General features: G+C 44.6%; 18 protein-coding genes. 10 read left to right on the forward strand and 8 right to left on the reverse strand.

The genetic code is table 11. From position 1 onward, the window contains the following. Positions 1 to 303: 303 nt before the first annotated feature. On the reverse strand, positions 304 to 1,185 hold the full coding sequence (locus QZ938_RS02580) for a Cof-type HAD-IIB family hydrolase (protein WP_293149679.1): 882 nt from the start codon (positions 1,183 to 1,185) through the stop codon (positions 304 to 306). Between the two features lie 376 nt (positions 1,186 to 1,561). Between QZ938_RS02580 and QZ938_RS02585 the strand changes: the two genes are divergently transcribed. The 4 genes from QZ938_RS02585 (at position 1,562) to QZ938_RS02600 (ending at position 10,483) form a co-directional block, all read left to right on the forward strand. Beyond that, positions 1,562 to 7,075, forward strand: a complete 5,514-nt coding sequence (locus QZ938_RS02585) for an ATP-binding sensor histidine kinase (RefSeq protein ID WP_293347697.1) — start codon at positions 1,562 to 1,564, stop codon at positions 7,073 to 7,075. 47 nt (positions 7,076 to 7,122) lie between these two features. Then, positions 7,123 to 8,535 (forward strand): adenylate/guanylate cyclase domain-containing protein, encoded by a 1,413-nt coding sequence (locus tag QZ938_RS02590; protein WP_293149683.1) that lies wholly within the window; start codon positions 7,123 to 7,125, stop codon positions 8,533 to 8,535. Between the two features lie 106 nt (positions 8,536 to 8,641). Beyond that, complete coding sequence (locus QZ938_RS02595; RefSeq protein WP_293347699.1) at positions 8,642 to 9,775, forward strand: DUF5009 domain-containing protein; 1,134 nt, start codon at positions 8,642 to 8,644, stop codon at positions 9,773 to 9,775. A gap of 324 nt (positions 9,776 to 10,099) precedes the next feature. Continuing rightward, positions 10,100 to 10,483, forward strand: coding sequence for a hypothetical protein (locus tag QZ938_RS02600; RefSeq protein ID WP_293347701.1), 384 nt, complete (start codon positions 10,100 to 10,102; stop codon positions 10,481 to 10,483). Positions 10,484 to 10,583: 100 nt separating this feature from the next. Here the strand turns inward: QZ938_RS02600 and QZ938_RS02605 are convergent, their stop codons facing one another. Then, entirely contained in the window at positions 10,584 to 11,336 is a 753-nt protein-coding gene (locus QZ938_RS02605) for a Uma2 family endonuclease (protein ID WP_293347703.1), read from the reverse strand. A gap of 148 nt (positions 11,337 to 11,484) precedes the next feature. Between QZ938_RS02605 and clpP the strand changes: the two genes are divergently transcribed. Continuing rightward, positions 11,485 to 12,117, forward strand: coding sequence for an ATP-dependent Clp endopeptidase proteolytic subunit ClpP (gene clpP, locus QZ938_RS02610; RefSeq protein WP_293340149.1), 633 nt, complete (start codon positions 11,485 to 11,487; stop codon positions 12,115 to 12,117). A gap of 432 nt (positions 12,118 to 12,549) precedes the next feature. Here the strand turns inward: clpP and QZ938_RS02615 are convergent, their stop codons facing one another. Both QZ938_RS02615 and QZ938_RS02620 read right to left on the reverse strand, forming a co-directional pair. After that, complete coding sequence (locus QZ938_RS02615; protein ID WP_293347706.1) at positions 12,550 to 13,536, reverse strand: hypothetical protein; 987 nt, start codon at positions 13,534 to 13,536, stop codon at positions 12,550 to 12,552. An 883-nt stretch (positions 13,537 to 14,419) separates the two neighbouring features. Further along, a complete protein-coding gene (locus tag QZ938_RS02620) occupies positions 14,420 to 14,602 on the reverse strand; it encodes a hypothetical protein (RefSeq protein ID WP_293340104.1) in 183 nt (60 codons plus the stop codon). A 189-nt stretch (positions 14,603 to 14,791) separates the two neighbouring features. Here QZ938_RS02620 and QZ938_RS02625 point away from each other — a divergent pair, with 189 nt between their 5' ends. From QZ938_RS02625 to QZ938_RS02640, 4 genes are all read left to right on the forward strand, one after another. Further along, positions 14,792 to 17,161, forward strand: a complete 2,370-nt coding sequence (locus QZ938_RS02625) for a ribonuclease R family protein (RefSeq protein WP_293149810.1) — start codon at positions 14,792 to 14,794, stop codon at positions 17,159 to 17,161. Between the two features lie 235 nt (positions 17,162 to 17,396). After that, the gene (locus tag QZ938_RS02630) at positions 17,397 to 18,020 is read left to right on the forward strand and encodes a flavin prenyltransferase UbiX (protein ID WP_293347709.1); all 624 of its coding nucleotides are present in this window, start codon (positions 17,397 to 17,399) and stop codon (positions 18,018 to 18,020) included. A gap of 135 nt (positions 18,021 to 18,155) precedes the next feature. Then, a complete protein-coding gene (locus QZ938_RS02635) occupies positions 18,156 to 19,031 on the forward strand; it encodes a LapA family protein (RefSeq protein WP_293347712.1) in 876 nt (291 codons plus the stop codon). Positions 19,032 to 19,053: 22 nt separating this feature from the next. After that, the gene (locus QZ938_RS02640; protein ID WP_293149695.1) at positions 19,054 to 19,626 is read left to right on the forward strand and encodes a shikimate kinase; all 573 of its coding nucleotides are present in this window, start codon (positions 19,054 to 19,056) and stop codon (positions 19,624 to 19,626) included. Positions 19,627 to 20,015: 389 nt separating this feature from the next. Here the strand turns inward: QZ938_RS02640 and QZ938_RS02645 are convergent, their stop codons facing one another. The 4 genes from QZ938_RS02645 to QZ938_RS02660 all read right to left on the reverse strand — a co-directional run bounded on the left by QZ938_RS02645 (position 20,016) and on the right by QZ938_RS02660 (position 23,401). Beyond that, the gene (locus tag QZ938_RS02645) at positions 20,016 to 20,189 is read right to left on the reverse strand and encodes a hypothetical protein (RefSeq protein WP_293347715.1); all 174 of its coding nucleotides are present in this window, start codon (positions 20,187 to 20,189) and stop codon (positions 20,016 to 20,018) included. Positions 20,190 to 20,725: 536 nt separating this feature from the next. Continuing rightward, positions 20,726 to 22,048 carry a transposase gene (locus QZ938_RS02650; protein WP_293149699.1) on the reverse strand — a complete coding sequence of 441 codons (1,323 nt, stop codon included), beginning with the start codon at positions 22,046 to 22,048 and terminating at the stop codon, positions 20,726 to 20,728. 301 nt (positions 22,049 to 22,349) lie between these two features. Then, entirely contained in the window at positions 22,350 to 22,793 is a 444-nt protein-coding gene (locus tag QZ938_RS02655; RefSeq protein WP_293149701.1) for a hypothetical protein, read from the reverse strand. A gap of 203 nt (positions 22,794 to 22,996) precedes the next feature. Beyond that, on the reverse strand, positions 22,997 to 23,401 hold the full coding sequence (locus QZ938_RS02660) for an NIL domain-containing protein (RefSeq protein WP_293335166.1): 405 nt from the start codon (positions 23,399 to 23,401) through the stop codon (positions 22,997 to 22,999). Positions 23,402 to 23,578: 177 nt separating this feature from the next. Between QZ938_RS02660 and QZ938_RS02665 the strand changes: the two genes are divergently transcribed. Next, positions 23,579 to 24,175 carry a thioredoxin family protein gene (locus tag QZ938_RS02665; protein ID WP_293347718.1) on the forward strand — a complete coding sequence of 199 codons (597 nt, stop codon included), beginning with the start codon at positions 23,579 to 23,581 and terminating at the stop codon, positions 24,173 to 24,175. The last annotated feature ends 86 nt before the right edge of the window (positions 24,176 to 24,261 follow it).

Raw genomic sequence — 24,261 nt, forward strand, 5'->3', positions numbered from 1 at the left:
AATTATCCCTTCAATTCTTCCTTCGCGTTCTTAGCGTCTTCGCGGTTCGTTAAACAAATCTTTTAGGTTCGTAGTGAGGACTTCAGTCCTCTGAATTTATGAGGACTGAAGTCCTCACTACGAACCAAAGTTTTCAATTATCCCTTCAATTCTTCCTTCGCGTTCTTAGCGTCTTCGCGGTTCGTTAAACAAATCTTTTAGGTTCGTAGTGAGGACTTCAGTCCTCTGAATTTATGAGGACTGAAGTCCTCACTACGAACCACAGATAACAGGCTTTCCAGCCTGTTCCACCAACTAACAATATTAGCTCGCGCTCAAAACAAATTGTTCGATCGCAGCCGCCACACCATCTTCCTCCACATCCGGCGCCACCCAATTAGCAACAGCCTTCACCCCATCAGGAGCATTCCCCATCGCCACGCCCACACCCGCGTAGGAAATCATTTCTAGATCGTTAAAATTGTCGCCGATCGCCATCACATTCGCCGCCTGCAAACCCAAAATTTCCTCCGCCAAATACTGCACTGCATCTCCCTTATTCGCCGAAGGATGCGTCGCTTCAAAAAAAGTAGCAACGGATCGAGTTAAATAAAGCTCCGCAGGCGTGTAACGCTCGCGCATACTAATGAGCAAGCCGTCGAGTACCTCCGGATTCTGGCACAAAGCCAAGACTTTCGTCGGTTCCCCCGGAATATCTCGCCGCAAATCTTTAATTACATTTGGTTGAATACCCGATCGTTCGGCATAAAGTCGGGTAGCTGTGGTAATTTCTGGTACATACAGTTTATCGTCAATGTAGAAATGGATCGACAGGAGCGATCGCAATTCCGGTACTTCAAAATGCTCTAACAATTGCAAAGCCCTTGGTATCGACAGCGGTAAGTGGCGCAGCCGCTTTTGACTCGCGACATCTTGAATCCACGCGCCCTGGTAGCAAATCAGCGGCAGAGTTGAGCCGATATGCGAGTGGAAACGCAAAGCAGACTGGTACATCCTGCCCGTAGCGACAGCTACTTTCACTCCCCGCGACTGGGCTGCCAAAATGGCCTGCTTGACCGGTTCTCGGATCTGATTTGACAAACCTGCGATCGTCCCGTCGATATCCACTACCAGTAGTTTAATGTCTGCGGTGCCAAAATTGCGATCGGTCGCAGTAGCTGGATTTGAGGCAGTTATATTCTGCATGATTGTTTTTAGATTTTACCTGTTGATTTGCACGTACCAGTTTATTTTGGCACTGGCCCGATAGCAAAATGCAACTTCTGATTTTTTGAATACTAGAATATAGATAATTGAGTAAACCCCAAAAAAGTATCAAGGATGAGCCTTTAGGGCCTGGTTTAACTAAGCTACATAATAGCAGCTAGTTTACTGCCGTAAAAACCGCCCTCGATCTGCGATCTGTATTTTTACTTACTTAATAATACCATGTAAAAAACAACAACAGCAGCCAATATGTCAACCATTCTGTCATCATTCATTCCCACTTCTTCCATCTCAAATCTAAAATTTAAAATCTAAAATCCTCTAACCGTACTTTTCAAGCCAGCCCTCAAACAGCATGATTACCATTCCGGGATACCGCATTGACGGAGAACTTTATACAAACCCCCACACAGCCATTTATCGAGGGATGCAGCTTGAAGATCAAAAACCAGTTATCCTGAAAACTCTCACGCCGACCTACCCTACCCCAGGGCGAATAGCCCAACTCCTGCACGAAGCAGAAATCCTTAAAAATTTAAATTTGCCAGGAATAGTCAAACTTTACAAGCTCGAAAAATACAATCACTTTCCTGTTTTAATTTTAGAAGATTTTGGTGGCATTTCCCTAAAAGATTTTCTCAGCACCAACCAGCTAGATTTACAACAATTTCTCCAAATTGGCATAAAACTAGCAGAAACTCTCGGGCAACTTCACGAACACCACATCATTCACAAAGATATTAAACCCAGCAATATTATTGTCAATATCCAGACTGGGGATGTCAAAATTACTGATTTTGCGATCGCCTCCCTGCTACCGGGCGAAAACCCCGCCCTGGCCCACCCCAATTTACTCGAAGGAACCCTCGCCTATATCTCTCCCGAACAAACGGGACGCATGAATCGGGCGATCGACTACCGCACCGATTTTTATTCTTTAGGCGTCACATTTTATGAAATGCTCTGCGGCGAATTGCCTTTTAGTGCCACCGATCCGATGGAATTAGTGCACTGCCATATTGCTAAAACGCCCATTTATCCTCGCGAAAATAGAAAGCAGAAAGTCAAAAGCAGCATCAATCAAACAGAAAGCGACGAGATTCCTCTAGCCATTGACGATATCGTAATGAAGCTATTAGCAAAAACAGCCGAAGACAGGTATAAAAGTGCTTTCGGACTTTTGTATGACTTGGAAAATTGTCTCGCTCAACTGCAAACAAGCGGCGCAATTTCTCACATCACCCTCGGCGAGCAAGATCGGTCAACTCACCTACAAATTTCCCAAAAACTTTACGGACGAGAAGCGGAAGTTAATCTACTTCTCAATACGTTCGATCGCATGAAGCGAGGCTATGCAGAAATCCTACTTATTTCCGGTTGTGCCGGTCTTGGCAAATCGTCGCTTGTCTATGAAATTTACCAACCCATACTCCGGGAGAATGGGTATTTTATAGACAGCAAATTTGAGGAATTCAAGCGCGATATTCCCTACGCTTTTTTGCTCCAAGCTTTTCAAGACTTGTTGCAGCAAATTCTCACAGAAACAGCCGCCAAAGTGCTAGTTTGGAAACAAGAAATTTTAAATGCTCTCGGTAACAACTGCCAAGTAATTATTGAAGTTATTCCAGAAGTAGAACTGATTGTCGGGTCGCAGCCTTCTGTGCCAGATTTAGGATCGAATGAATCTCAAAATCGCTTTAATTTAGTATTTCAAAAATTCATCCGCATCTTTACTCAAAAAGCACACCCGCTGGTGATTTTTCTCGATGACTTGCAGTGGATTGATTCAGCCTCGCTCAAGTTGATCCAACTGCTAGCAACTGACATGGCCAGCCAATACTTATTAATAATCGGAGCCTATAGAGAATCAGAAGTAGATGCAAATCATCCCGTAATGCTAGCCGCAGAAACAATTAGGAAAGCAGGCGGGAATGTAAGTACGATCGCCCTTTTGCCTTTAGATATTAACAGCGTCAATCAACTCGTCGCGGATACTCTGATCTGCGCCCCAGAAAAATCGCTACCTTTGGGACAATTACTGTTTCACAAAACCGGAGGAAATCCATTTTTTATAATCCAGTTGCTGAAGTCTCTTTACTCGCAAAAAATGCTACAATTTAAAATTGTAGCCTCTAAAAATTCCGTCGATCGAGCCGAACCTCACTTGTCTGACTTTGGCGAACAAATCCCAGAACAAGCTGTGAAAAAATGCAAAATCACAGGCGAGTGGCAGTGGGACATTGAGCAAATACAAGAAATAGGAATAACTGACAATGTTGTGGAATTAATGATAGACAACATTCAGAAACTTTCAGGCAATACGCAGGAACTGCTAAAATTAGCCGCTTGTATAGGTAACAAATTTGATTTAGCAATTCTCTCCCAAATCAGCGAACAACCTCTCACTTCCGCAGCAATAGACCTCTGGGAGGCACTTCAGTCCGGTCTCATTTTGCCCGTGAATAACGCTTACAAAATTCCGATCGCACTAGCAGCAAGCACAGGGCTGACAGACCAAATATCTAGAGACGTTACAGATGAATTGTCCCTACCAGTTGCTGATGCTGGTAGCGCAACTTATAAATTTTTGCACGAGCGAGTTCAGCAAGCAGCTTACGCTTTAATATCGGAATCTCAGAAACAAGAAATTCATCTCAAAATCGGCAGATTCTTGCTGCAAAACGCGCATCCAGAGCAATTAGAAAACCATATTTTCGATTTAGTCAACCAACTAAATGCAGCCCAACCAATCATCAGCAGTAAATTAGAAAAACTTCATTTATGTAAATTAAATTTAATGGCGGGCCGCAAAGCAAAAGCCAGTGCAGCTTACGAACTCGCTGTCAAATATTTGGCTGCAGGTATTGCATTGCTTCCCATGCAAAGTTGGCAAACCGACTACGACTTGACTCTTGCACTCTACGAGTCAGCAGCAGAAGCAGCTTACCTCAATACCGATTTTGAACAAATGGAAAAATGGGCAAAAATTGTCTTGCAATACGCCCAAAATGAACTAGACAAAGTCAAAGTTTTTGAAATCCGAATCACAGCTTGTGCGATGCAAACCAAACTGCAAGAAGCGGTAACAATTGGTCGGGAATCACTCACAATGTTAGGAATAAACTTTCCAAAATCGCCAACTCCCCTCCACATTCAGCAAGCACTTACCAAAACCTCAGCTTATTTAACAGGAAAAAAGATAGAAGATTTAATTGACTTGCCTATGATGACCGAGCCGCGTAAATTAGCAACTATGCGCGTGCTTTCCAGTATGTTGTCGGCTACCTCGATTGTTGAACCCATACTGTTGCCGTTGATTGTCTGCGAGCAAGTTAATTTATCTATCAACTACGGAAATTCTGCTTTTTCTGCCTTCGGTTATGCTAATTACGGAGCAATTTTAAAAGGAATAGTTAGAGACATTGAATCGGGCGAGCGATTTGGTCAATTAGCGTTAAATTTGATCGCTCGGCTAAATGCTTTAGAATTCAAAAGCAAGACTCTTAATTTAGTTGCCTTCATTTTGATGCACGGCAAACATCACGTTAAAGATACTTTACCTCTGTTAGAAGAAGCCTATCAAAGCGCGCTCGAAAATGGTGATTTAGAATCGGTTGGATATTCTGCCGTAAATATTTGTCAGTCCTTGTATTTTATTGGTCAAGAATTGCCGCAACTGGAACGAAAAATGGTAAATTACAACCATTTGCTATTTCAACTAAAGCAAGAAACGGTATTGACTTGGAATCAAATATATTGGCAAACAGTTTTGCAATTGATGGGGAAAATGGAAAGCCCCGACATTTTATTACGTGAAGCTTACAGCGAAAAAACATTATTGCCGCTGCTGTTGAAAGTTAACGATCGAGTGGGACTTCAAACTTTTTACTTACAAAAATTAATATTAGCCTATTTATTTGGCAATGTCGAGCTGGCGCTAGAAAATGCAGCGCAAGCCGAAGTTTATTTAGACGGAGTTGTGGGGTTTATTAATGTTCCTGAATACCATTTTTACGATTCTCTCGCCCGACTCGCAGCATATCCCTCGGCAACAAAAGAGGTACAAGAAGAGCATCTTTTTTACGCAAACACCAACCTAAAGAAAATGCAAAAGAAAGCACTTTCTGCGCCGATGAACCTCCAGCACAAATGTGACTTGATTGCCGCTGAAAAAGCTCGAATATTGGGAGATATTGTGAGAGCAATGGAATATTACGACTCCGCCATTGCCGGAGCGCAAACAAACGGATACATACAGGTACAAGCACTAGCAGCAGAATTGGCAGGAGCATTTTATTTATCGATTGGACGAGAAAAAATTGCGAAAACTTACTTGACAGAAGCGCGTTATTGCTATCAGCGCTGGGGAGCTAAAGCGAAAGTAGCGCATTTAGAATCAAAATACTCGCAGTTGCTGACTTCACCCTCAATTTCAACTAATATCGAAACTCACAAATCTACGAGTAGCGCTTGCACTACGAGCGACGGTGCAGGCGTACTAGACTTGACAACAGCAGTAAAAGCATCGCAAACCTTAGCGGGCGAAATAGTTCTAGACAAACTGCTGGCAAAACTGATGAAAATTGTTATTGAAAATGCCGGGGGACAAAAAGGCTTTTTAATACTAGAAAAATCTGGTCAATGGGTGATTGAAGCATCAGGCTCTGTAGATGTCGAGCGGGTTAATGTAATGCAATCAATTCCGATAGATTTTGTAGGTGAAGATCGAGAAGTAACTTTGCTGGCAGTTTCTGTTGTCAACTACGTCGCCCGTACCCAGGAAAGTATAGTTTTAAATGATGCCACCCGCGAAGGACAATTTACTCGCGCACCTTATATAATTGCGGTTCAACCTAAATCAATTCTTTGCACTCCCTTAATCCATCAAGGCAAACTCAGTGGCATTTTATATTTAGAAAACAATCTGACTACAGGCGCTTTTACGCCAGACAGGTTGGAACTATTAAAACTGCTGTCTTCTCAAATTTCTATCTCGATTGAAAACGCCCAACTTTACATGAACTTGCAGCAATTCAATCAGAATCTTGAAAACTTAGTTCAGCAGCGTACCTGCGAATTGTCCCAAACTTTAGAAGACTTAAAATCGGCTCAAAATAAACTGGTAGAAGCGGAAAAAATGGCTGCCCTCGGAGGGTTGGTTGCAGGTGTCGCCCACGAAATAAATACTCCCATCGGCGTAGGTATCACTGCCGCCTCGCTACTGGCTGAAAAAGTCACAAAATTTTTGGATCTTTACAGCAAGGGTCAAATTAAACGATCGGAGCTAGAAAAATTCCTGGATACGGCGCTGCAAAGCAGTAATATGATCTTATCCAACCTCACGCGGGCGGCAGACTTGATTCACAGTTTTAAAGAAGTGGCTGTAGATCAGTCGAGCGAATTAAAACGCACGTTTAACGTGAAAAACTATCTAGAGGAGATTTTGACATCCTTAAGCGCCAAACTCAGAAGAACTAAGCACAAAGTAGAGATTAAGTGCGATGAAAATATTGTACTGGACAGTTACCCCGGTGTGTTCTCTCAAATTGTGACAAATCTGGTGTTGAATTCCCTAATTCACGCTTACGATGGAGAAAATGGGGGGATTCTGGCGTTTGATTTGAAACTAGAGGGCGATCGGCTAATATTTGAATATGCCGATAACGGCAAAGGAATTACCCCAGAAAATCTCAGTAAAATTTTTGAACCATTTTTTACGACAAAAAGAGGTCAGGGCGGCACAGGATTGGGACTGCACATTATTTACAACCTTGTCACGCAAAAACTAAAAGGCAGAATTCGCTGCGAAAGTCAAGTAGAAAAAGGCACAAAATTTATGATAGAATTTCCGGCTATAAGAAGAAATTAGTTATTATACTGTCAGTTTTAATATAATTCTATTTAGGAGAACGATAAATGTCAGAAGCTAGTAAAAATGTGTTGGCTGCGGGCGATGACGAATTAATAGTGGCGGGCGACGATGAATTAATCTTTGCCGACGAAGACGAGACGGAAGACAAGCCGATCGCAGGAACGTGGAAAATATTGATTGTAGACGATGAAATAGAAATTCATAATATTACAAAACTCGCTTTAAATGAATTTATATTTGAAAACAAAGCGATCGCATTTATCAGCGCTTACTCAGGTAAAGAAGCCAAAGAAATAATCGAAGCCCATCCAGACATAGCCTTGATTTTACTCGATGTAGTCATGGAAACAGAAGAGGCAGGCTTGGAAGTAGTAAAATACATCCGCGATATTTTAGAGAATCAAGTAGTACGGATTATTTTGCGTACCGGACAGCCGGGACAAGTGCCAGAAGATGTAGTAATTGTCAGCTACGATATTAATGATTACAAAACAAAAACAGAACTAACAAACAAAAAGTTATTTACCACGGTAGTGACAGCACTCAGAGCATTTCGCGCCCTGACTCAAATCGAGGCCAGCAAAAGTGAACTAGAAAAAATAGCAGCAGCGTCAGCGCGCTTTGTACCCAGAGAATTTTTGAAATTTCTCCAAAGAGAAAGCATAGTTGATGCCAGATTGGGAGACTCTGTACAGGCAGAAATGACGATTATGTTTGCTGATATTCGTTCATTTACAAGTTTGTCAGAGAGTATGTCTCCCCGAGAAAATTTTGAATTTCTCAACTCTTACTTAAGCCGAGTTGGCCCAGTTATCCGCCAGTACAACGGTTTTATAGATAAATATATTGGTGACGGAATTATGGCTTTATTTCCTAACTGTGCTGAAGATGCTGTGCAAGCAGCAATAGAGATGCAGCAGCAAGTTAAAATTTATAACAAACACAGACAAAATTGTGGATACAAACCTATTTCTATAGGGATTGGCTTGCATACTGGAACTTTAATGTTGGGTACTATTGGCGAGGCGGAACGGATGGAAAGTACGGTCATTTCTGATGCTGTAAATTTAGCCTCTAGGGTGGAAGGATTGACAAAGCTTTACGGAGTTGGTATTGTTGCTAGCGTTCAGACTTTGTGCCGGATTGACGACCCCCAACATTATAAGTGCCGATTTCTCGATCGCGTTCAAGTAAAAGGAAAACAAGCGCCGGTGGCTGTGTTTGAGATTTATGACGGCGACTCGGATATGATGATCGAACTAAAAGGAAAAACCCAAACTGATTTTGAACAGGGAATTTTTTTTCACTACCAGCAGCAATTCGCGCAAGCGAGGCAAATGTTTATGCGTGTCTTGCAAGTGAACAAGTATGATAAGGCTGCATTGTTTTATGCAGAACGCTGCGATATGTTGATGAAGAATGCACTGATTATGACTTTGGAAGGAATTGAAATATAGGGCATTGGGCATTGGGTATTGGGCATTGGGTATCATTTATTATCACGAACTGATAACGAATAACGAATAACAAATAAGAAATAACAAATAACAGATAACTTAATTTATGCGCTTAAAATCTCTTGATGTTTTTCGCGGAATTGCGATCGCCTCCATGATTCTAGTGAACAACCCCGGCAGTTGGAAACAGGTGTATCCGCCGCTAGATCACGCGGAATGGCACGGCTGCACCCCGACAGACTTAGTATTTCCGTTTTTCCTGTTTATCGTTGGCTGTGCGATGTCTTTCTCGCTGTCAAAATATACTGAAACTACTACAAAAATAGAAACAAATATTTATTGGCGAATTGTGCGGCGGGCGGCGATTTTATTTGTATTAGGATTGCTGCTAAATACATCTTCGATCGCCCTTGACGTACTTTTGAACGGCGCCCCGATCGCAAATTTCGGTAAAATCAGGATTATGGGAGTTTTGCAGCGGATTGGCTTAGCGTATGCAATTAGTGCGATCGCGATTCTGAACCTTTCCCCCCGCAATCAAAAACTGCTCGCTGTTGCGGTGCTTTTAGGCTATTGGGGCGCATTATTCGTATTTGCTGTAGGGGGGTACACTGAATACGCACTGACGCCGGAGGGATATTTGGGTGGATATGTCGATCGGCTAATTCTCGGCAGCCAACACCTGTACAAAGGCGGCCCCTTCGATCCAGAAGGATTGTTGAGCACATTACCAGCCAGCGTGACAGTGCTGATCGGCTATTTTACAGGGGAATGGTTGCGCGTGCAGCCAATTAAAACCCGCACGAGTTTAAATTTAGTAATTAGTGGATTATGTTGCTTAGTAATTGGTCATTTGTGGGGATTTTTATTTCCGATTAACAAACAACTATGGACAAGTTCCTATGTAGTTTTTACCGCAGGTTGGGCTTTGCTTTTGCTAGCAGCTTGCTACGAAACAATTGAAGTGCGAGGTTGGAAATGGGGGCGACCGTTTGAGATTATGGGATTGAATGCGATTTTCTTGTTTGTTGCTTCTGGGATTGTCGCCAGACTTTTGTTGAAAACTCATATCGGTAGTGGCGAAACTGCTCCAACAACTTACACTTGGATTTATGAAAACTGGTTTGTGCCTTGGGCTGGGCCGTTGAATGGTTCTCTGGCTTTTGCAGTGACGGCGGTATTGTGTTGGTGGTTGATTTTGTATGGGATGTACCGTCGAGGTTGGCAGATTAAAATTTGATAAGTTTGGTGTAGTTGATGTATAGCCTTTCTCAAAAAGGTGAGGTATGACTGACAGGTTATATAACCACTGAAACCAAGAGGGCACTCTTCCCAACAACGTCCGCGAATATGGGAGCTAGATCCGCTATAACTCTTTTAATAATCTCAGATAAGGGCGATCGATCTTTCTAGCAAAACACCAGTTTAAGTTATAATTGAAGGCAGGAGGATATATTATAGCCTTTCTCAAAAAGATGAGGTATGGCTGACAGCTTACATAACCGCTGAAATCAAGAGGGCTCTCTTCCCAACAACGTCCGCGAATCTTTGTGAAAACCGCTATATGCCGACTAATGCTCAAGAAATCTATCTTCAAGTTGTCCGCACTTTGCCACCAACGGAGCAACTACACTTAGCAACTCTAATCCTCAACGACTTATCACAGGGAAATGTCTCTGTCGTCGAGCCAAGCGATACCTGGACTGAGGAAGATTGTCTCGATGCAACAACTCGATCGATTCAAATTGAAGAAGTTCTAGCAGGGGTGAATACTTATCAGGCTTTGGAGAACATTCAACAACAGCTTCGTCAAGAAATTTGCGATCGCCCACAAGCTGAAACCAATTTGAAACAAACCCTTGCTACCTTACGGGATGCACAAATGGAACTGCTGCTAAAGGAGAGGGAGCGATCGCACCTATTAAACCTCTTACAAAAATCCTTTTGATCAATTGATGGGACGGGCAAGATGCCCATCCCACAAAAAAAATAAATCTTGTGGGATGGGCATCTTGCCCGTCCTAATTATTTTTGCAAGAGTTCTATTCTTAAATCTGAGTTGGATCGATATCTAGTTCTCTCAGTTTTGCAGCCATGCGATCGCGCTGTTGCTGGATTTCATCGCGCTGTTGCTGGATTTCATCGCGCTGTTGCTGAATTTCATCGCGCTGTTGCTGAATTTCATCGCGCTGTTGCTGAATTTCATCCCGCTGTTCCATTAACTCAACATAAGACAAAAACCGCTGTCCGTCGGGACGAATTATCTCTAATTCTGGTTCTGCAAATACGAACCGAACTCCCAAACGCGGACTGATCCAGCCATCTAAAGACTCAATAACTGTTAGTCCTGCTTCAGTTCTTTGCCATCCAGTCAGATCGTTATTATCTGGATCGTAGAGATAATATTCTTCCACACCAAATCGATTGTAAAACTGCAACTTCAGCGCCATCTCCGATAGCGTATTTCCCGGCGACAAAATCTCAAAAACCACCTGGGGCGCGATATTATTTTCCAGCCATTGCTGGTAAGAACCGCGATATCCTTTTGGTCTGCCAAATACCACCATAGCATCGGGTGCGCGCTTCGTTTTATTGTCACCTTGGACGGGATACCACAATAAATCTCCGGCTACGAATACAGTTGGATTGTCTTTAAATAATGCTTCGCACCCTTCTTTGAGTTTGACAATCCAACCAAATTGAAGTGTGTTATCTGACATGGGCTGTCCGTCGCTGTCTGGATACAGAACTTTTTCTGGTTGTTGAGTTGGCAGTAACTTAGTTTGTAATTGAGAAGTCATTTCATTTCTACCAGAAACTTCCACACCTAATTATAGCCGACGAGAATGCCTCAACTGGTTTCAGCTTCAAGCTTTTAGCCTTCAGGGCCGATCGCCCGCCAGCGCACCCTAACTATAAATGAGCCCAAATCGCTAAAATAAAAAAAAGATACGTAATAGGCAGGCCCGTTCAATGATCCCAACAGTTATAGAACAATCCGGTCGCGGCGAACGCGCCTTTGACATTTACTCGCGACTCCTGCGCGATCGCATCGTCTTCTTGGGCCAACAGGTTGACTCCGACTTAGCCAACCTGATCGTAGCCCAATTGCTATTTTTAGACGCCGAAGACCCGGAGAAAGATATTTACCTCTATATCAACTCCCCCGGCGGATCGGTAACAGCAGGTATGGGGATTTTTGACACGATGAACCACATCCGTCCCGATATTTGCACTATTTGTCTTGGTTTGGCCGCCAGCATGGGCGCTTTTCTGCTGAGTGCGGGCGCTAAAGGCAAGCGGATGAGTTTGCCTCACTCCCGGATTATGATCCACCAACCTCTGGGCGGAGCTCAAGGACAAGCTACCGATATTGAAATTCAGGCGAAAGAGATTTTGTACCACAAACAGCGCCTGAATCAATTTTTGGCAGATCATACCGGTCAGCCGCTTTCTCGCATTGAAGAAGATACTGAACGCGATTTCTTTATGTCGGCTGAAGAAGCAAAGGATTATGGTTTAGTCGATCAAGTGATCGATCGCCGTCCTTCTGCTAGCCGCCCGATCGCTGCTGTGGTGTAAATTAAAAATCAAAAATCAACAATGGGGAAATTTTCTTCATTGTTGATTTTTGATTTTTACTATCCGCTTAATTCCTTTTCATCAAATAGGTTCGATCGTTGGGACTTTAGTCCTTAGACAGCAGCACTGAAGTCCTCACTACGAACATTTTTTAGGCTTTTTTACGGTAACTTGTTTGATCGTTCGGACTTTAGTCTTAAGAAGGACTGAAGTCCTCACTACGAACCTATTTTAAGGACTAAAGTCCGCAAGAAAGAAGGACTTAAGTCCTCACTACGAACCTATTTTAGGTTTTTTTATGCTAACTTCTTTGATCGTTCGGACTTTAGTCTTAAGAAGGACTGAAGTCCTCACTACGAACCTATTTTAAGGACTAAAGTCCGCAAGAAAGAAGGACTGAAGTCCGAACGATCAAACCTATTTTCCTGATTTTTAGGGTAAAGATTCGAGATATTGCAGGAAGTCGAACAATTGTTCTCTATTTAAGAAATGTCGTGCTTCTTTGCCGTAACCTTGTTTGAGATAATCTTTTCCTTGGTTGGCTGTCCATCCCAACCTCTTGATTTCTTCGGTGGTTCTGCTGTAGATTTCCAGATATTCTAGGAAATCTGCCAACTGTTCGCTAGCAAGTTCTCTCTGCGATGACTTGCCATAATTTTGTTCGAGACAGTCGGTTTCCTGTTTTTTTGTCCATCGCAGCCGTTTGAGAATTGCGTCTATTTGGGCGATCGTATCAGAATCATCTTCGATCGCATCGCTGGGAATTCCTACCGCGATCGGTTGGAATTCCCGGACTTCGGCCGCACCCTGCGACAGTTCGCTTTGGCTAGTATTTGGCACTTCCAGTTCGGGAAGCGGTTCGCCGTAGCTGGAAGACAGCCAAGCGTCCGAGTCTAACTGCTTTGGTACAAATCCCACTGCCGGAGGTAAATCAACTGTTGGCGGCAAAGGTTCCGCTACAGGTGCGATCGACTCTGCATTTAATTTGGGTTCGGCATTGACAAAATTGCTTTGATGCGGTATGTCAACTTTGTCTGGAACAGGCATTTCTAAAACCGGAAGCGGAGCAAGGGCTGGCGGAACGGGAACGGGAACGGGAACAACCGGAACGGGAACGGGAACGGGAACAACAGCAACCGGAGCCGGAACGGGAACAGCAGCAACCGAAGCCGGAGCCGGAACGGGAACGGGAACAGCAGCAACCGAAGCCGGAGCCGGAGCAAATGCGAGGACAGCAATTGCTCGCGATCGGGCGCGGTCTTCAGCATCCTCAACAGACTCAGCAGCGGACATACCAGTAGCGAGAGTTTTGCCGTCAACCTCAACCAAACAGCGAACCACAAACTTACCGTGATGAATAGTCAGCAACTCACAGATCAACTGTCCAGCGGGATAAAGGGCGCGAAATTCTGCAAACATAAATTTTTTACCCCGAAATCAAAAGGGGCTGATGAGTTGAGTTTAGTACAACGACAGAGAAAACAATTTTCTGAAAGCACATATTCAACATACAATAAATGAAAGGTGAATCATGCACGCAACCTTTCACGCCATTAAACCCTATCCCACATCCGGCGGTTTAAGCTAACAAGCACCGGCAGTCATTTCTACCTATAGGAGGTCAGTAACTCAGTGCTAAAGCCACTGAGCTTGTAAGAGAAATCGAGCAAGCTGTATTGACCAGCCTAAGCCTTAACTGGCTACGTTATTTAGGTCACGACACCCTGGGATGCGAAGCTAGTCCCTTGCTCTGTCGCTAGTAGTTAAACAGCCTTAAAGTCACTGAGGCAGTGCTGCTAGCCTGACAAGCCTTTATAACATTGGCGAAGCTAACTTTACCCGAAAGGGAGATTGAGGACAACCATCCTCGCCAGAGGGGCAACCATACCCCTCTACCCCGCAAGGGGATTCAAGGCGGTTGAAACCGCTCTTGGAGTTTCCCTCTCAGGACTGAAGTCTCGCTCGTTTCCCACTTACCGAGTGCTTTTATGACACAGCAACTAGGCAAAAGTAGTAAAAGTCTCCGGTTTTGTGTACCAAGCACCTTCTACAGCACAGATTGCTCCCGACCCGCTCGTTCCTCCTCTGTCCCCAAGGACAGATCGCGTGGAAAAAACAGGGGCATCGCAGCGATGAGCTACTAGCAATTTTGCCCGGATCGCCGGTAAAATCTTTGGCTTTAGCACAAGGCAAGAGGCACTTCAAAAAGCAGAAGAAAGCAGGAAAAAGGCAGAAGGAAAAAGGCAGGAGGCCCAAATGCAAATTTTCTCCCTCTGCATCTCTCCATCTCCCGATCCAGGACTCAACCCGTCGCTTTCAGCATCGAGTCATCTTTTAAGAACCGACAGGGGCTTTCTACTTCGCGAAGAGCTCGGCGCTGCAAGCCAAAAGCAAAGGAACCAACGCTAAAAAATTGTATTGGGGAATAGGGTATGGGGTATTTGTCTGCACCATCATCTGTCATTTGCAGACAGACAGCAGACAATTAGCGACTGCTGGTGTGGGGAAATAATCTGAAAAAATCCCCGCGCACGGGTAGCACCGACTGTGCTGGTATCTCCACCGACTAACCCGCGCATTTGTTGGGAAGCAGGCACAGCGAGGGCAAGAAAGGGTGCGGCTGATTTCGCCAAAAGTTAGACTAATTGCTGGAAACAAGAGGATCGATCGCTACATGGAATTTTCTATCGCTGCACTGCTGGCAAATTTTACAGAAGACAAATTAGTGGCTCCCAAAGCACTAGAAAAAAAACTCGACTGCAATGATGAAACCAGTCAACTCAAACTTCAAATTGCATTAGAAGCTCTAGAGAAAATTGGCATATTAGTCAAAGACAAAGGCCGCTATCGTCGAGTAGCTGAAGATGACGTAGTAGAAGCAAAACTGCGCTGTTCGAGCAAAGGATTTTGCTTTGCAATTCAAGATGCTGAAGGTTCAGAAGATGTTTATGTGCGGGAAAGTCACCTCTCGACTGCTTGGAATGGCGATCGAGTTTTAGTCAAAATTATCAAAGAAGGTAGCCGCCGCCGATCGCCCGAAGGCGAAGTCATGCTGATCCTCGAACGCGCCAACCCCTCGGTACTGGCGCGAGTCAAGCAAACCGCTACCCCCACCGGCCGCGTCAGCTACAGAGCAATTCCCCTGGACGATCGCCTGCTGTTTGAACTAGACTTGCTCGCAAACGGTACAAATCTCCAAGAGGCGATCGACCATTTAGTACACGTCGAAGTCAAACGCTATCCCCTAGGAACCCACCGCCCAGTCGGCAAAGTAGTACAGGTACTCGGTTCCGACGCCGAAGCCGCCGACGACCTCGACATTGTATGCTGCAAGCACGACTTGCCACGCTCCTTCCCCGCAGCCGTCATCAAAGCAGCCGAAAATTTGCCCAGCAAAGTCAAAAAAACCGACATCAAAAAACGGCTAGATTTGCGGAACATCTTGACTGTTACCTTCAGCAGAAATGAACCGATAGAAACCAACGGCGAAAATGATGCCCCGAAAACTCAGCAGGAAAGTTTCTCAGAGGACTCCGCCGAAAACGAGTTTGACCCCACTTCATTCCTCTCAGATCCGCCAATAGAACACGCATTGTCGATCGAAAGTCTGAAGTCCGGCGGCTGGCAAGTTGGAGTCCACGTCACCGACGCCGCCGAGTACGTACAGCCCGAAACCCCCCTAGACCGCGAAGCCCGCAAACGAGGCACAGCAGCCCATTTGGGAGAAAAAATCATCGCCGTACTGCCAGAACTCCTCAGCGATCGCTGCTCCCTGCTGCTAGACACCGAACGGCTGGCATTCAGCATCATGCTCACCCTAGACGAATCAGGAGAACTCCTAGAATACGAAATTCAAACCAGCGTCATTCACATTGACTACCAGCTAACCTACGAGCAAGCTCAAGCAATTGTCGAACCAGGCTCCGATGCCGAAGATCGCGCTTTATCCTCCGCCCTCCGTCCTTTCCTAGCTCAAATCTCCGCAGCCTCACAGGCTGCCAGACAGGCGAGGCTCAAGCGGGGAGCTTTTGAACTAAATTTGCCAGACGCTAACTCTCACTTCGACGATGAAGGCGAATTAGGAGCTTTTGCAACGGCTCCCCCCGTGCAGTCGGCTGTCTCCGAGTTGGTCGTACTTGCCAACGAAGCTGTCGCCACCCACCTGCAAGCCTTGGGAGTGCCAGCAATCTACCGCGTCCAACCGATGCCAGATCCGGCAGACATTCAAGAGTTCATCAAACTCTCGAACAACCTCGGAGGCGAACTGTATCTCGAAAACGAGGAAGAAGTTCTGCCCTTTGACTTCCAGCGATTTACCCAACAGTTTGCCGGCCTCAAGTCCGAAAGAGTTCTCACCTACCTGCTCGAAGACACGATGAAGCCCGCTGTTTACAGCACAACTCCCAAGCCGCACTTCGGTTTGGCCCTGTCAGATGGCTACACGCGCTGCACTTCGCCGCTTTCCCGCTACGCCGATTTACTGGTGCTGCGGGTGTTGCACGCTGTGTTAGAGCAAGGGCGCAGCAGCCGTACAACTCGCGCTAAGGAAAAAGTTAACCTGCACCATTCCTCCTGTCACGGTCAAATTACTTGGAATGTCCTGCCGCCAGACTTGCATCACGAGTTTGAGACAGAGTTTGCAGCGGCGGTGGTACACCTGACGGAACGCGAAAGGGTTGCTGAGGATGCCGAAAGCGATTTGCAGGGATTGAAGAAAACCGGATTGATGAAAGAGCGCACTGGTCAAACTTTCCAGGGTTTGATTACAGGGGTGCAGTCTTACGGTTTCTTTGTGGAAATTGAGGTGCGGCCGCCGGAAAGTGAACTTTTGCGAGTTGAAGGGTTGGTGCACGTTTCTTCGCTGAAGGATGATTGGTATGAATATCGATCGCGCCAGCAAACTCTAGTTGGCCGCAAAAACCGCAATCAGTACCGTTTGGGCGATCGGGTAGAAGTTCAAGTCAAAAGCGTTGACTACTACCGCCAGCAAATTGATTTAGTTGCAGTTGGCGGCGGTAGCCAAGCTTTTGATGATGAGGAATAGTCAGTTGACTGTTGACAGTTGACAGTTGACAGTTGACAGTTAATTTTCCTCAATACTTAGTTGTCATTGTCTAGCAACTAAGTATTGATAAATTGGGAGCAAACTATACTCATAAATCATCCAAAAATAATCAACAACAGTCAACAGCCAACAGTCAACAGCCAACAGTCAACAGTCAACAGTCAACAGTCAAATAATAACTAACAAATAACAAATAACAAATAACAACTAACTAATGACAAATAACTACCCGCTGATTGTAGGAGTGACTGGAGCATCGGGACTGATTTACGCCGTGCGAACATTAAAATATCTCTTGGAAGCCGATCGAGCCGTCGAACTGGTAGCATCAAAATCTACCTACATAGTTTGGCAAAGCGAACAGAACATCCGTATGCCCGCAGAACCGACTCTGCAAGAAGAATTCTGGCGAGAACAAGCAGGAGTACCCAATTCTGGCAAACTCCGGTGTCATCCCTGGCAAGATGTTGGTGCTAATATTGCTAGCGGATCGTTTCGCACCCAAGGGATGATGATTATTCCCTGTAGCATGAGTACACTAGGCAAATTGGCGGCTGGCTTGAGCTCGGATTTACTCGAAAGAGCGGCCGACGTTCAGCTCAAGGAAGGGCGTAAATTGGTACTTGTACCTAGAGAAACCCCTTTTAGTTTGATTCACCTGCGGAATTTGACGACCTTAGCAGAAGCGGGAGCTAGAATTGTGCCAGCGATTCCCGCTTGGTATCACAATCCCCAAACAATTGAAGATTTAGTAGACTTTGTGGTGGCTCGTGCTTTGGATCAGTTGGGGATTGATTGCGTTCCTCTCAAACGCTGGAAGGAAGAAGAAGGGAGTTAGTTGTTATTTGTTATTTGTTATTTGTTAGTTGTTATTTGTTGGTTCCAATTTCCAATCACCAAGAACAAATAACCAAGAACAAATAACCAAGAACAAATAACCAAGAACAAATAACCAAGAACAAATATTATTGATATGCGCCCTGTATTATTGCTAGTGATTGTGGTAGGGCTAACTATTTTTGCCTTACAAAATGTGGAGCCGGCATTATCGCTGGTATTTTTGGGAATTCGATCGCCCGCTTTACCCTTATCTATCTGGATTTTGCTCAGCATGGGGACGGGAGTTGTCACGTCTTTATTGATTTCTGCTTTGCTCTCGTTTTCAAATTACCTATCTCAAACACGAGGGCGCAGCGGCCGCGACATTCGCAGCCGTGAGGCTGTCTCACCAGACAGGAGAACAGCTTACGCGCCACCTCCCCCTCCCAGAAAACAGGAGATTGACCCCGATTTTGAGACGGTAAATAGCCAAACTTCCGATCGAACTGAGTACGGGACACCGGCAGGCTACACTCCGCAGACTTTCCAACAAGAAACTCCAAACCCTCCTGTTGCTAAGAATTACGATCGACCGACAATTATTCAAGCCGCAGATGATGAAGATGATTGGGTTTCAAATAGCTCAAAATCGGTCTCTGGCGGCAGCGATGATGATTGGGGGGACGATCGAGATTTTGCCGATCGACCGCAGGTAAATGACGTTCCAGCAGCAAATCCGAGGGCTTACGAATCGACGCAGGAACCGAAAAGCAAGTCTTGGGCTGGCTCAGTATACTCCTATGGCTATCGAGATCCCAGCAAGTCGGGGGTGGGACAAACAGAGTCTGTCTACGATGCAGAGTATCGAGTGTTGGTTCCCCCGCAAGATCCCATACCTTCACCGGGTGGCGCCCAAGTCCCCCAAAATCCTAGTGCAGACACAGAGGATGATTGGGGATTGAATGAGGATGATGTCTTTGATGAGGACGACTCACGTCCCAGCGACGGCCCGATTAACCTGAAAAAATAGCAAAATATTGGAGGATTTGGCGGTGGATTTGTTGAGGGGAGTTAATATCTATCTCGTCGGGATGATGGGTGTGGGTAAAACCACGGTGGGGCGGATTTTGGCAAGGGAATTAAAATACCGTTTTTTTGATACTGATGAACTAATTGTGCGAGTTGCTAATCAGTCAATTGCTGAGATTTTCGATCGCGAAGGGGAAGAGGCTTTTCGGGAATTAGAAACGAAAGTGCTCGGCGAATTGGCTGCTTATCAAAATTCGATCGTGGCTACGGGCGGCGGTATTGTTGCCCGATCGAAAAATTGGGGTTACTTGCATTACGGTATCGTGGTTTGGCTGGATGTGCCTGTAGACCAATTGTGCGATCGACTGCGATCGGACAGCACTCGGCCCCTACTGCGGGAGGGAGACCTCAAATCTAAGTTGCAAGGCCTTTTGAGCGAAAGAGAGCGTTTCTACGCTCAAGCAGATGTCCGAGTTGGCATTTCCGGAGGCGAAAGGCCCGAAGAAGTAGCGCGTCGGGCGATCGAGGAAATCAAAAAAGTTCTAGAGGAAGGAAGAAGGAAGAAGGAAGAAGAAAGCAACGGTTTCGACAACTAAAACGTCCTAACCATCTGGCTCGGTTTTTATCAGAAACTGGGCATGATGTCAATTGATACACTCATCAATTGGGTCTTGGCAAAATTACCTATTTATAAAGACTTAAAAGTTACGTAAAAATACTGATTTATGCCTGAGTGTGTCGCTTTAACCGCTGAATGTTTGCAAATCAACCGGGTTTAAGCAGATGTGGTGCGTAAGTTTCATATATAAAGGTTCTCAAAAAAATAAGGTATGTTGTTGGGCTTTAGCCCTCTTACTCTGGATGGTTACGTAAGCTGTCAGCCATACCTCATCTTTTTGAGAAAGGCTACAGCAACCGCCCTCGACGATTAAAACCTTCTGGGATTGCTGAAACCCTTGCTTGTATTGCTGCTTCTTCTCTCTATTTACCCGATCGCGAAGTCGAAGGGCCTTCTTCCTCTTCCTTCTTCCCTCTTCCTTCTTCCTTCTTCCTTCTTTCCTCTTCCTTCTTCCTTCTTCCTTCTTCCTTCTTCCCTCTTCCTTCTTCCTTCTTCCTTCTTCCTTCTATCAACTGTCAACTCTTCCTTCTGTTGTGCCAAAAAATAAAATGGCCCCACCGCTGAAGGGCTGTAGGGCGCAAGGACAGTTAAACGCTAACCTCATTGTCGGAAAAATTAGCATCGATGCTATCCTCCTGTGTGACGATTTTGCGATCGTCCATTGACTCATCAATGCTCTCGTATCAAAAAATGTAACCCAAGATCGATCGAATTCAACCTGTCCTATTCTAAAAACAATACCTCATGCATTCTGACGAGCAGCTCCCTAAAGCTGCTTTTTTATTGGGATTTAGTTTTTGGTTGCCGGATTTACGGATCTTGGGAATAAAATTTTGAACAACAGTCGCTACAGATCGATATTGCCATAGTGGTTTTCCGTTGCACTCCAGGTTCCTCCCTAATTGACAATTGGCAATTGGCAATTGCTAATTGGGTATTGTGAATTTGTAATCGGTAATTGGGAATCTCAACCTTATGAGAGTGGACAACTGCTAGAATTACGGCACGAAGGCCTTAGTCGGGGGGCGGTGAGGTATTAAAAAAACCATCTCCATTTATTGTTGACACTCTCAGGTCTAAAGACACTGAGATTCTGCGGACAGAATAGGTTTGGGCAATACCCAAAGTCTAACTCTCGCTACGGTCGTCAAAACCCGTCTACCCAGTTGGTCAAGGTTTACACTTAACTTACTGGCTACTTTTCTCAGAATATTGGCAGCACCATTTAAGTCTGCATTCACCATCGAAGCATTAGCTGACTGATACAAGCCACGTTTAATCCGTTTTCCAGATGCTTTCCACCCAGATGGTTTTTCACCATATTTGGGTAGGGAGTCACCATCTAAAAAACTAGCTTTCGATGTATATGCTTCTTCGGTTTCAACAAACCTGATGCCGTGCAAATCGCACAGTTCTTTTAACCTATTTTTTAGCTTACCTAAAGGCATTTGAACAAACTTTTGATTGTTCACTTTACCGAGATTACTGTTAGACTTGAAACCTTCATTCCACCCAACTATCAGCGTGCCAATTCCGGATTTAAGGCAATGGTTGGTAATCAACTTTGCAGCCTTATTTATACCATCACGCATTTGGTGATTGCGCTTGCGGGTTACACGGTCTAGCCAATTATCCCAATAACCTTCTGGCTTTCCTTCTTTTCTAGTTGCTACTTTCTTGTTCCACAATTGATTCATCGCTTTCATCGCACGAGAATCAATTAAGAAGGAATTTCCTAATGTATCGACACAAGCTGCTAGATTATCAGCAGTTCCCAAGTCAATTGATAACGCTTGATTAATGTCCAGATTATGTTGTTGTTTTTCAACTTCGTAGGACATTTCCAGATAAAAAACGCCATTTTTAGGGAGAATTGTAAACTCTTTCACTTTGAAAAAATCAAGATTCGATGGCATAGGTAGAAAGAATTCAGAAACTCCAAACCATCGCCTCACTGTTAAACCCAAGGAAAATCTTAACTGATTCCCAACAAGTTTAGGTCTTAAACCTCCAGAATTTGGATAAGCCACTTTGAACAACTTAGACCCTTTTAGGTATCCCGGTGGCTTGGGCTTAAAATGCAATTGACCTTTGATGTACAAGTCTCTTAATTCTTTAAAAGATTTGAATGCTTCTGCGACTGACATCAATGTTTGCTGCATTGGCGTTGACGGCAATGACTTAGCAACCATTGACCTTGAAACTGACGATTCAACAGATAAGTCGAACTTTCCAGTCAACAGTTTTCCTGTTTTGAAAAAAGTCTGACGAGCCAAGTAAACGCCACTATTGTAAAGCTTTCCAGATTGCTGACAGAGATACTCTAACAAGGCTTTAACATCTTTGTTTGGAGATAGTAATACTTGCTGAACTCCCATTATTTTTTTGGTTTTAGTCACCTCTGTCTTCCTGGATATTGGTTGATTTTTCCAGTTTAAACGATCGAGCATGGATACGTCAAATATAAACCCATACTATTCGGCCAATTAAACAATAAATAAAGAAATAAATAAATAAATAAAGAAAGAAAGAAAGAAGGAAAGAACACGGGGACTGAAGTCCCACGAGTCGCTTCCCTCTCAGGTCTAAAGACGCTGAGTTTCCCGCATTCCGTATTATTTTTATGAGCGATCGCATAATTTTGCGCTAAATACCCATTGCCAGTTGTAGAATTTGGCTTTATGAATTTCCCGTTCCACATTACGGTAATACTAGCCTGCCTGTTCTTGACAAAAACTCGATCGCTCCGCCCACCCCCAAACCAGTTAAAGAAATAGTAGCTAATATCGCAAAAGTCCGCCATCTTTGGTGCCCAAACATTTGAATATCGAGTCTTGCCAAAGCTCCGGCTGAAGTCAAAACTAAAACCGTCACAAAAAGGTGCAACCAGGTAACAACTATAACTGCCAAACAAGCTCCTACAATAATCGAAATAAAAGCCCCAGCATCACTCGAAATCCAGCGCATGAGCCATTTTTTTGTCTCCTTCAGCGGGAATGACAAGGCAATGGCTAATACTAAAACAGCAGCTACGGCAAAAAACCAAGTCAGGTGCGGGGGAATATCAAATTCAGATAATTTCCAGCCAAAAATGAAATAAGTAACAAAAAGTAGAGTTAAGGAAAACCAAGAGTTTCTTTTCATCCGATATACAAATTAGGGGAACCAAGCAACATAAAGATGACCCCGCCCAAAAACGGTTACTTGCTTGCCGACACTCATGATGGTCGATTCCAAAATTTTAGACTCTTGCTTAAGCTCTCAGATTCAGGGCGCTGCGAGTTAATCTAAAATTCTTCATTTCTTTAATCTAAAATCGGCTGACCCCGATAAATTTGTGTGCGGGCTTAGAGGTTAGTAGAAATAGCTTGCACCGGACAAGTAGGGATGCACTGCTCGCAGACGATACAGCGCGATCGAGCAAACGTTAGTTTAAAGCTTTCTGGGTCAAGGGTCAAGGCTTCTGTCGGGCAAACCCCCGTGCACAAGCCGCAGTGAACGCAGGTATCTTCATCGATGAGTATTTCCCTGCTGGCTAGGGAAACGCCGATACTTTGCGATCGCATCCAGTCGATCGCCGCTTCTAGTTGGTCAATGTCCCCTGATAACTCTAGCACCAGTTTGCCCACTTGATTCGGAGCCACCTGAGCGCGGATAATGTTGGCTGCAACATTAAAATCCTTGGCCAGTCGATAGGTGACAGGCATTTGGATCGATCGTTGTGGAAACGTCAGCGTTACCCGTTTTTTCACTGTTACCTCGGTAATTTACAAACACAATCTTTCTTATCTTATTGTTTTAGCGCACTTGCTCTAATTACTGGCCTCAGCCAAATTTTTGATGAGATTGGTCTGATTATCTCAAAATGTGGTATAATTTAAAGTGCTTATTAAAAATAAAAACATAGAAATAAGATCCCAATTTATTTTATGAGTCTTAATTCGCCCAACTCAACTCCTGCACCCGCAGATTCCGAAATAAACGCCGCCGCGCGCGTCAGAAACTTATTGATCGTATTAGCAGCGATCGCCCTTTCAGTATCCCTCTTCTTAGGAGTGCGAACTCAAACGCCAGCAAGCAGTCTCACCGAAATGGCAAAAGCCTCGGCACCGATAGCAACAGCCTTAACAAACGGCAAGCCAACACTCATGGAATTTTATGCTGATTGGTGCGGTAGCTGTCAAGCAATGGCTAAGGACTTAAGCGCCATCAAACAGAAATATGCCGAACCAATGAATTTTGTCATGCTAAATGTAGACAACGACAAATGGCTACCAGAAATCACCAAATATCGAGTAGATGGCATTCCCCACTTTGTCTATTTGAATAATAAAGGCAGCAGCGTTGCTGAAACCATCGGCGAAACCCCACGCAGTATTATAGAAGAAAATTTAGAGGCTTTAATTGCCGGAAAACCAATACCGCACTCGCAATCTTCCGGTCAAGTTTCTGATTTTACTCCCGCCACAGGCCCTGTGAAAACAAGCAGTTCAGACCCGCGCGCCCACGGCAGTCAAGTACAGTAAATCAAGGAAGAGGGAACAGGGAACAGGGGGAGCATCTCATTTTTGCAAAAAGCATTTTTTCTTTCAGTGCGAGCGTCCCCGCTCGC

Source organism: Microcoleus sp. CAWBG27, assembly GCF_020883145.1.
Classification (GTDB): Bacteria; Cyanobacteriota; Cyanobacteriia; order Cyanobacteriales; family Microcoleaceae; genus Microcoleus.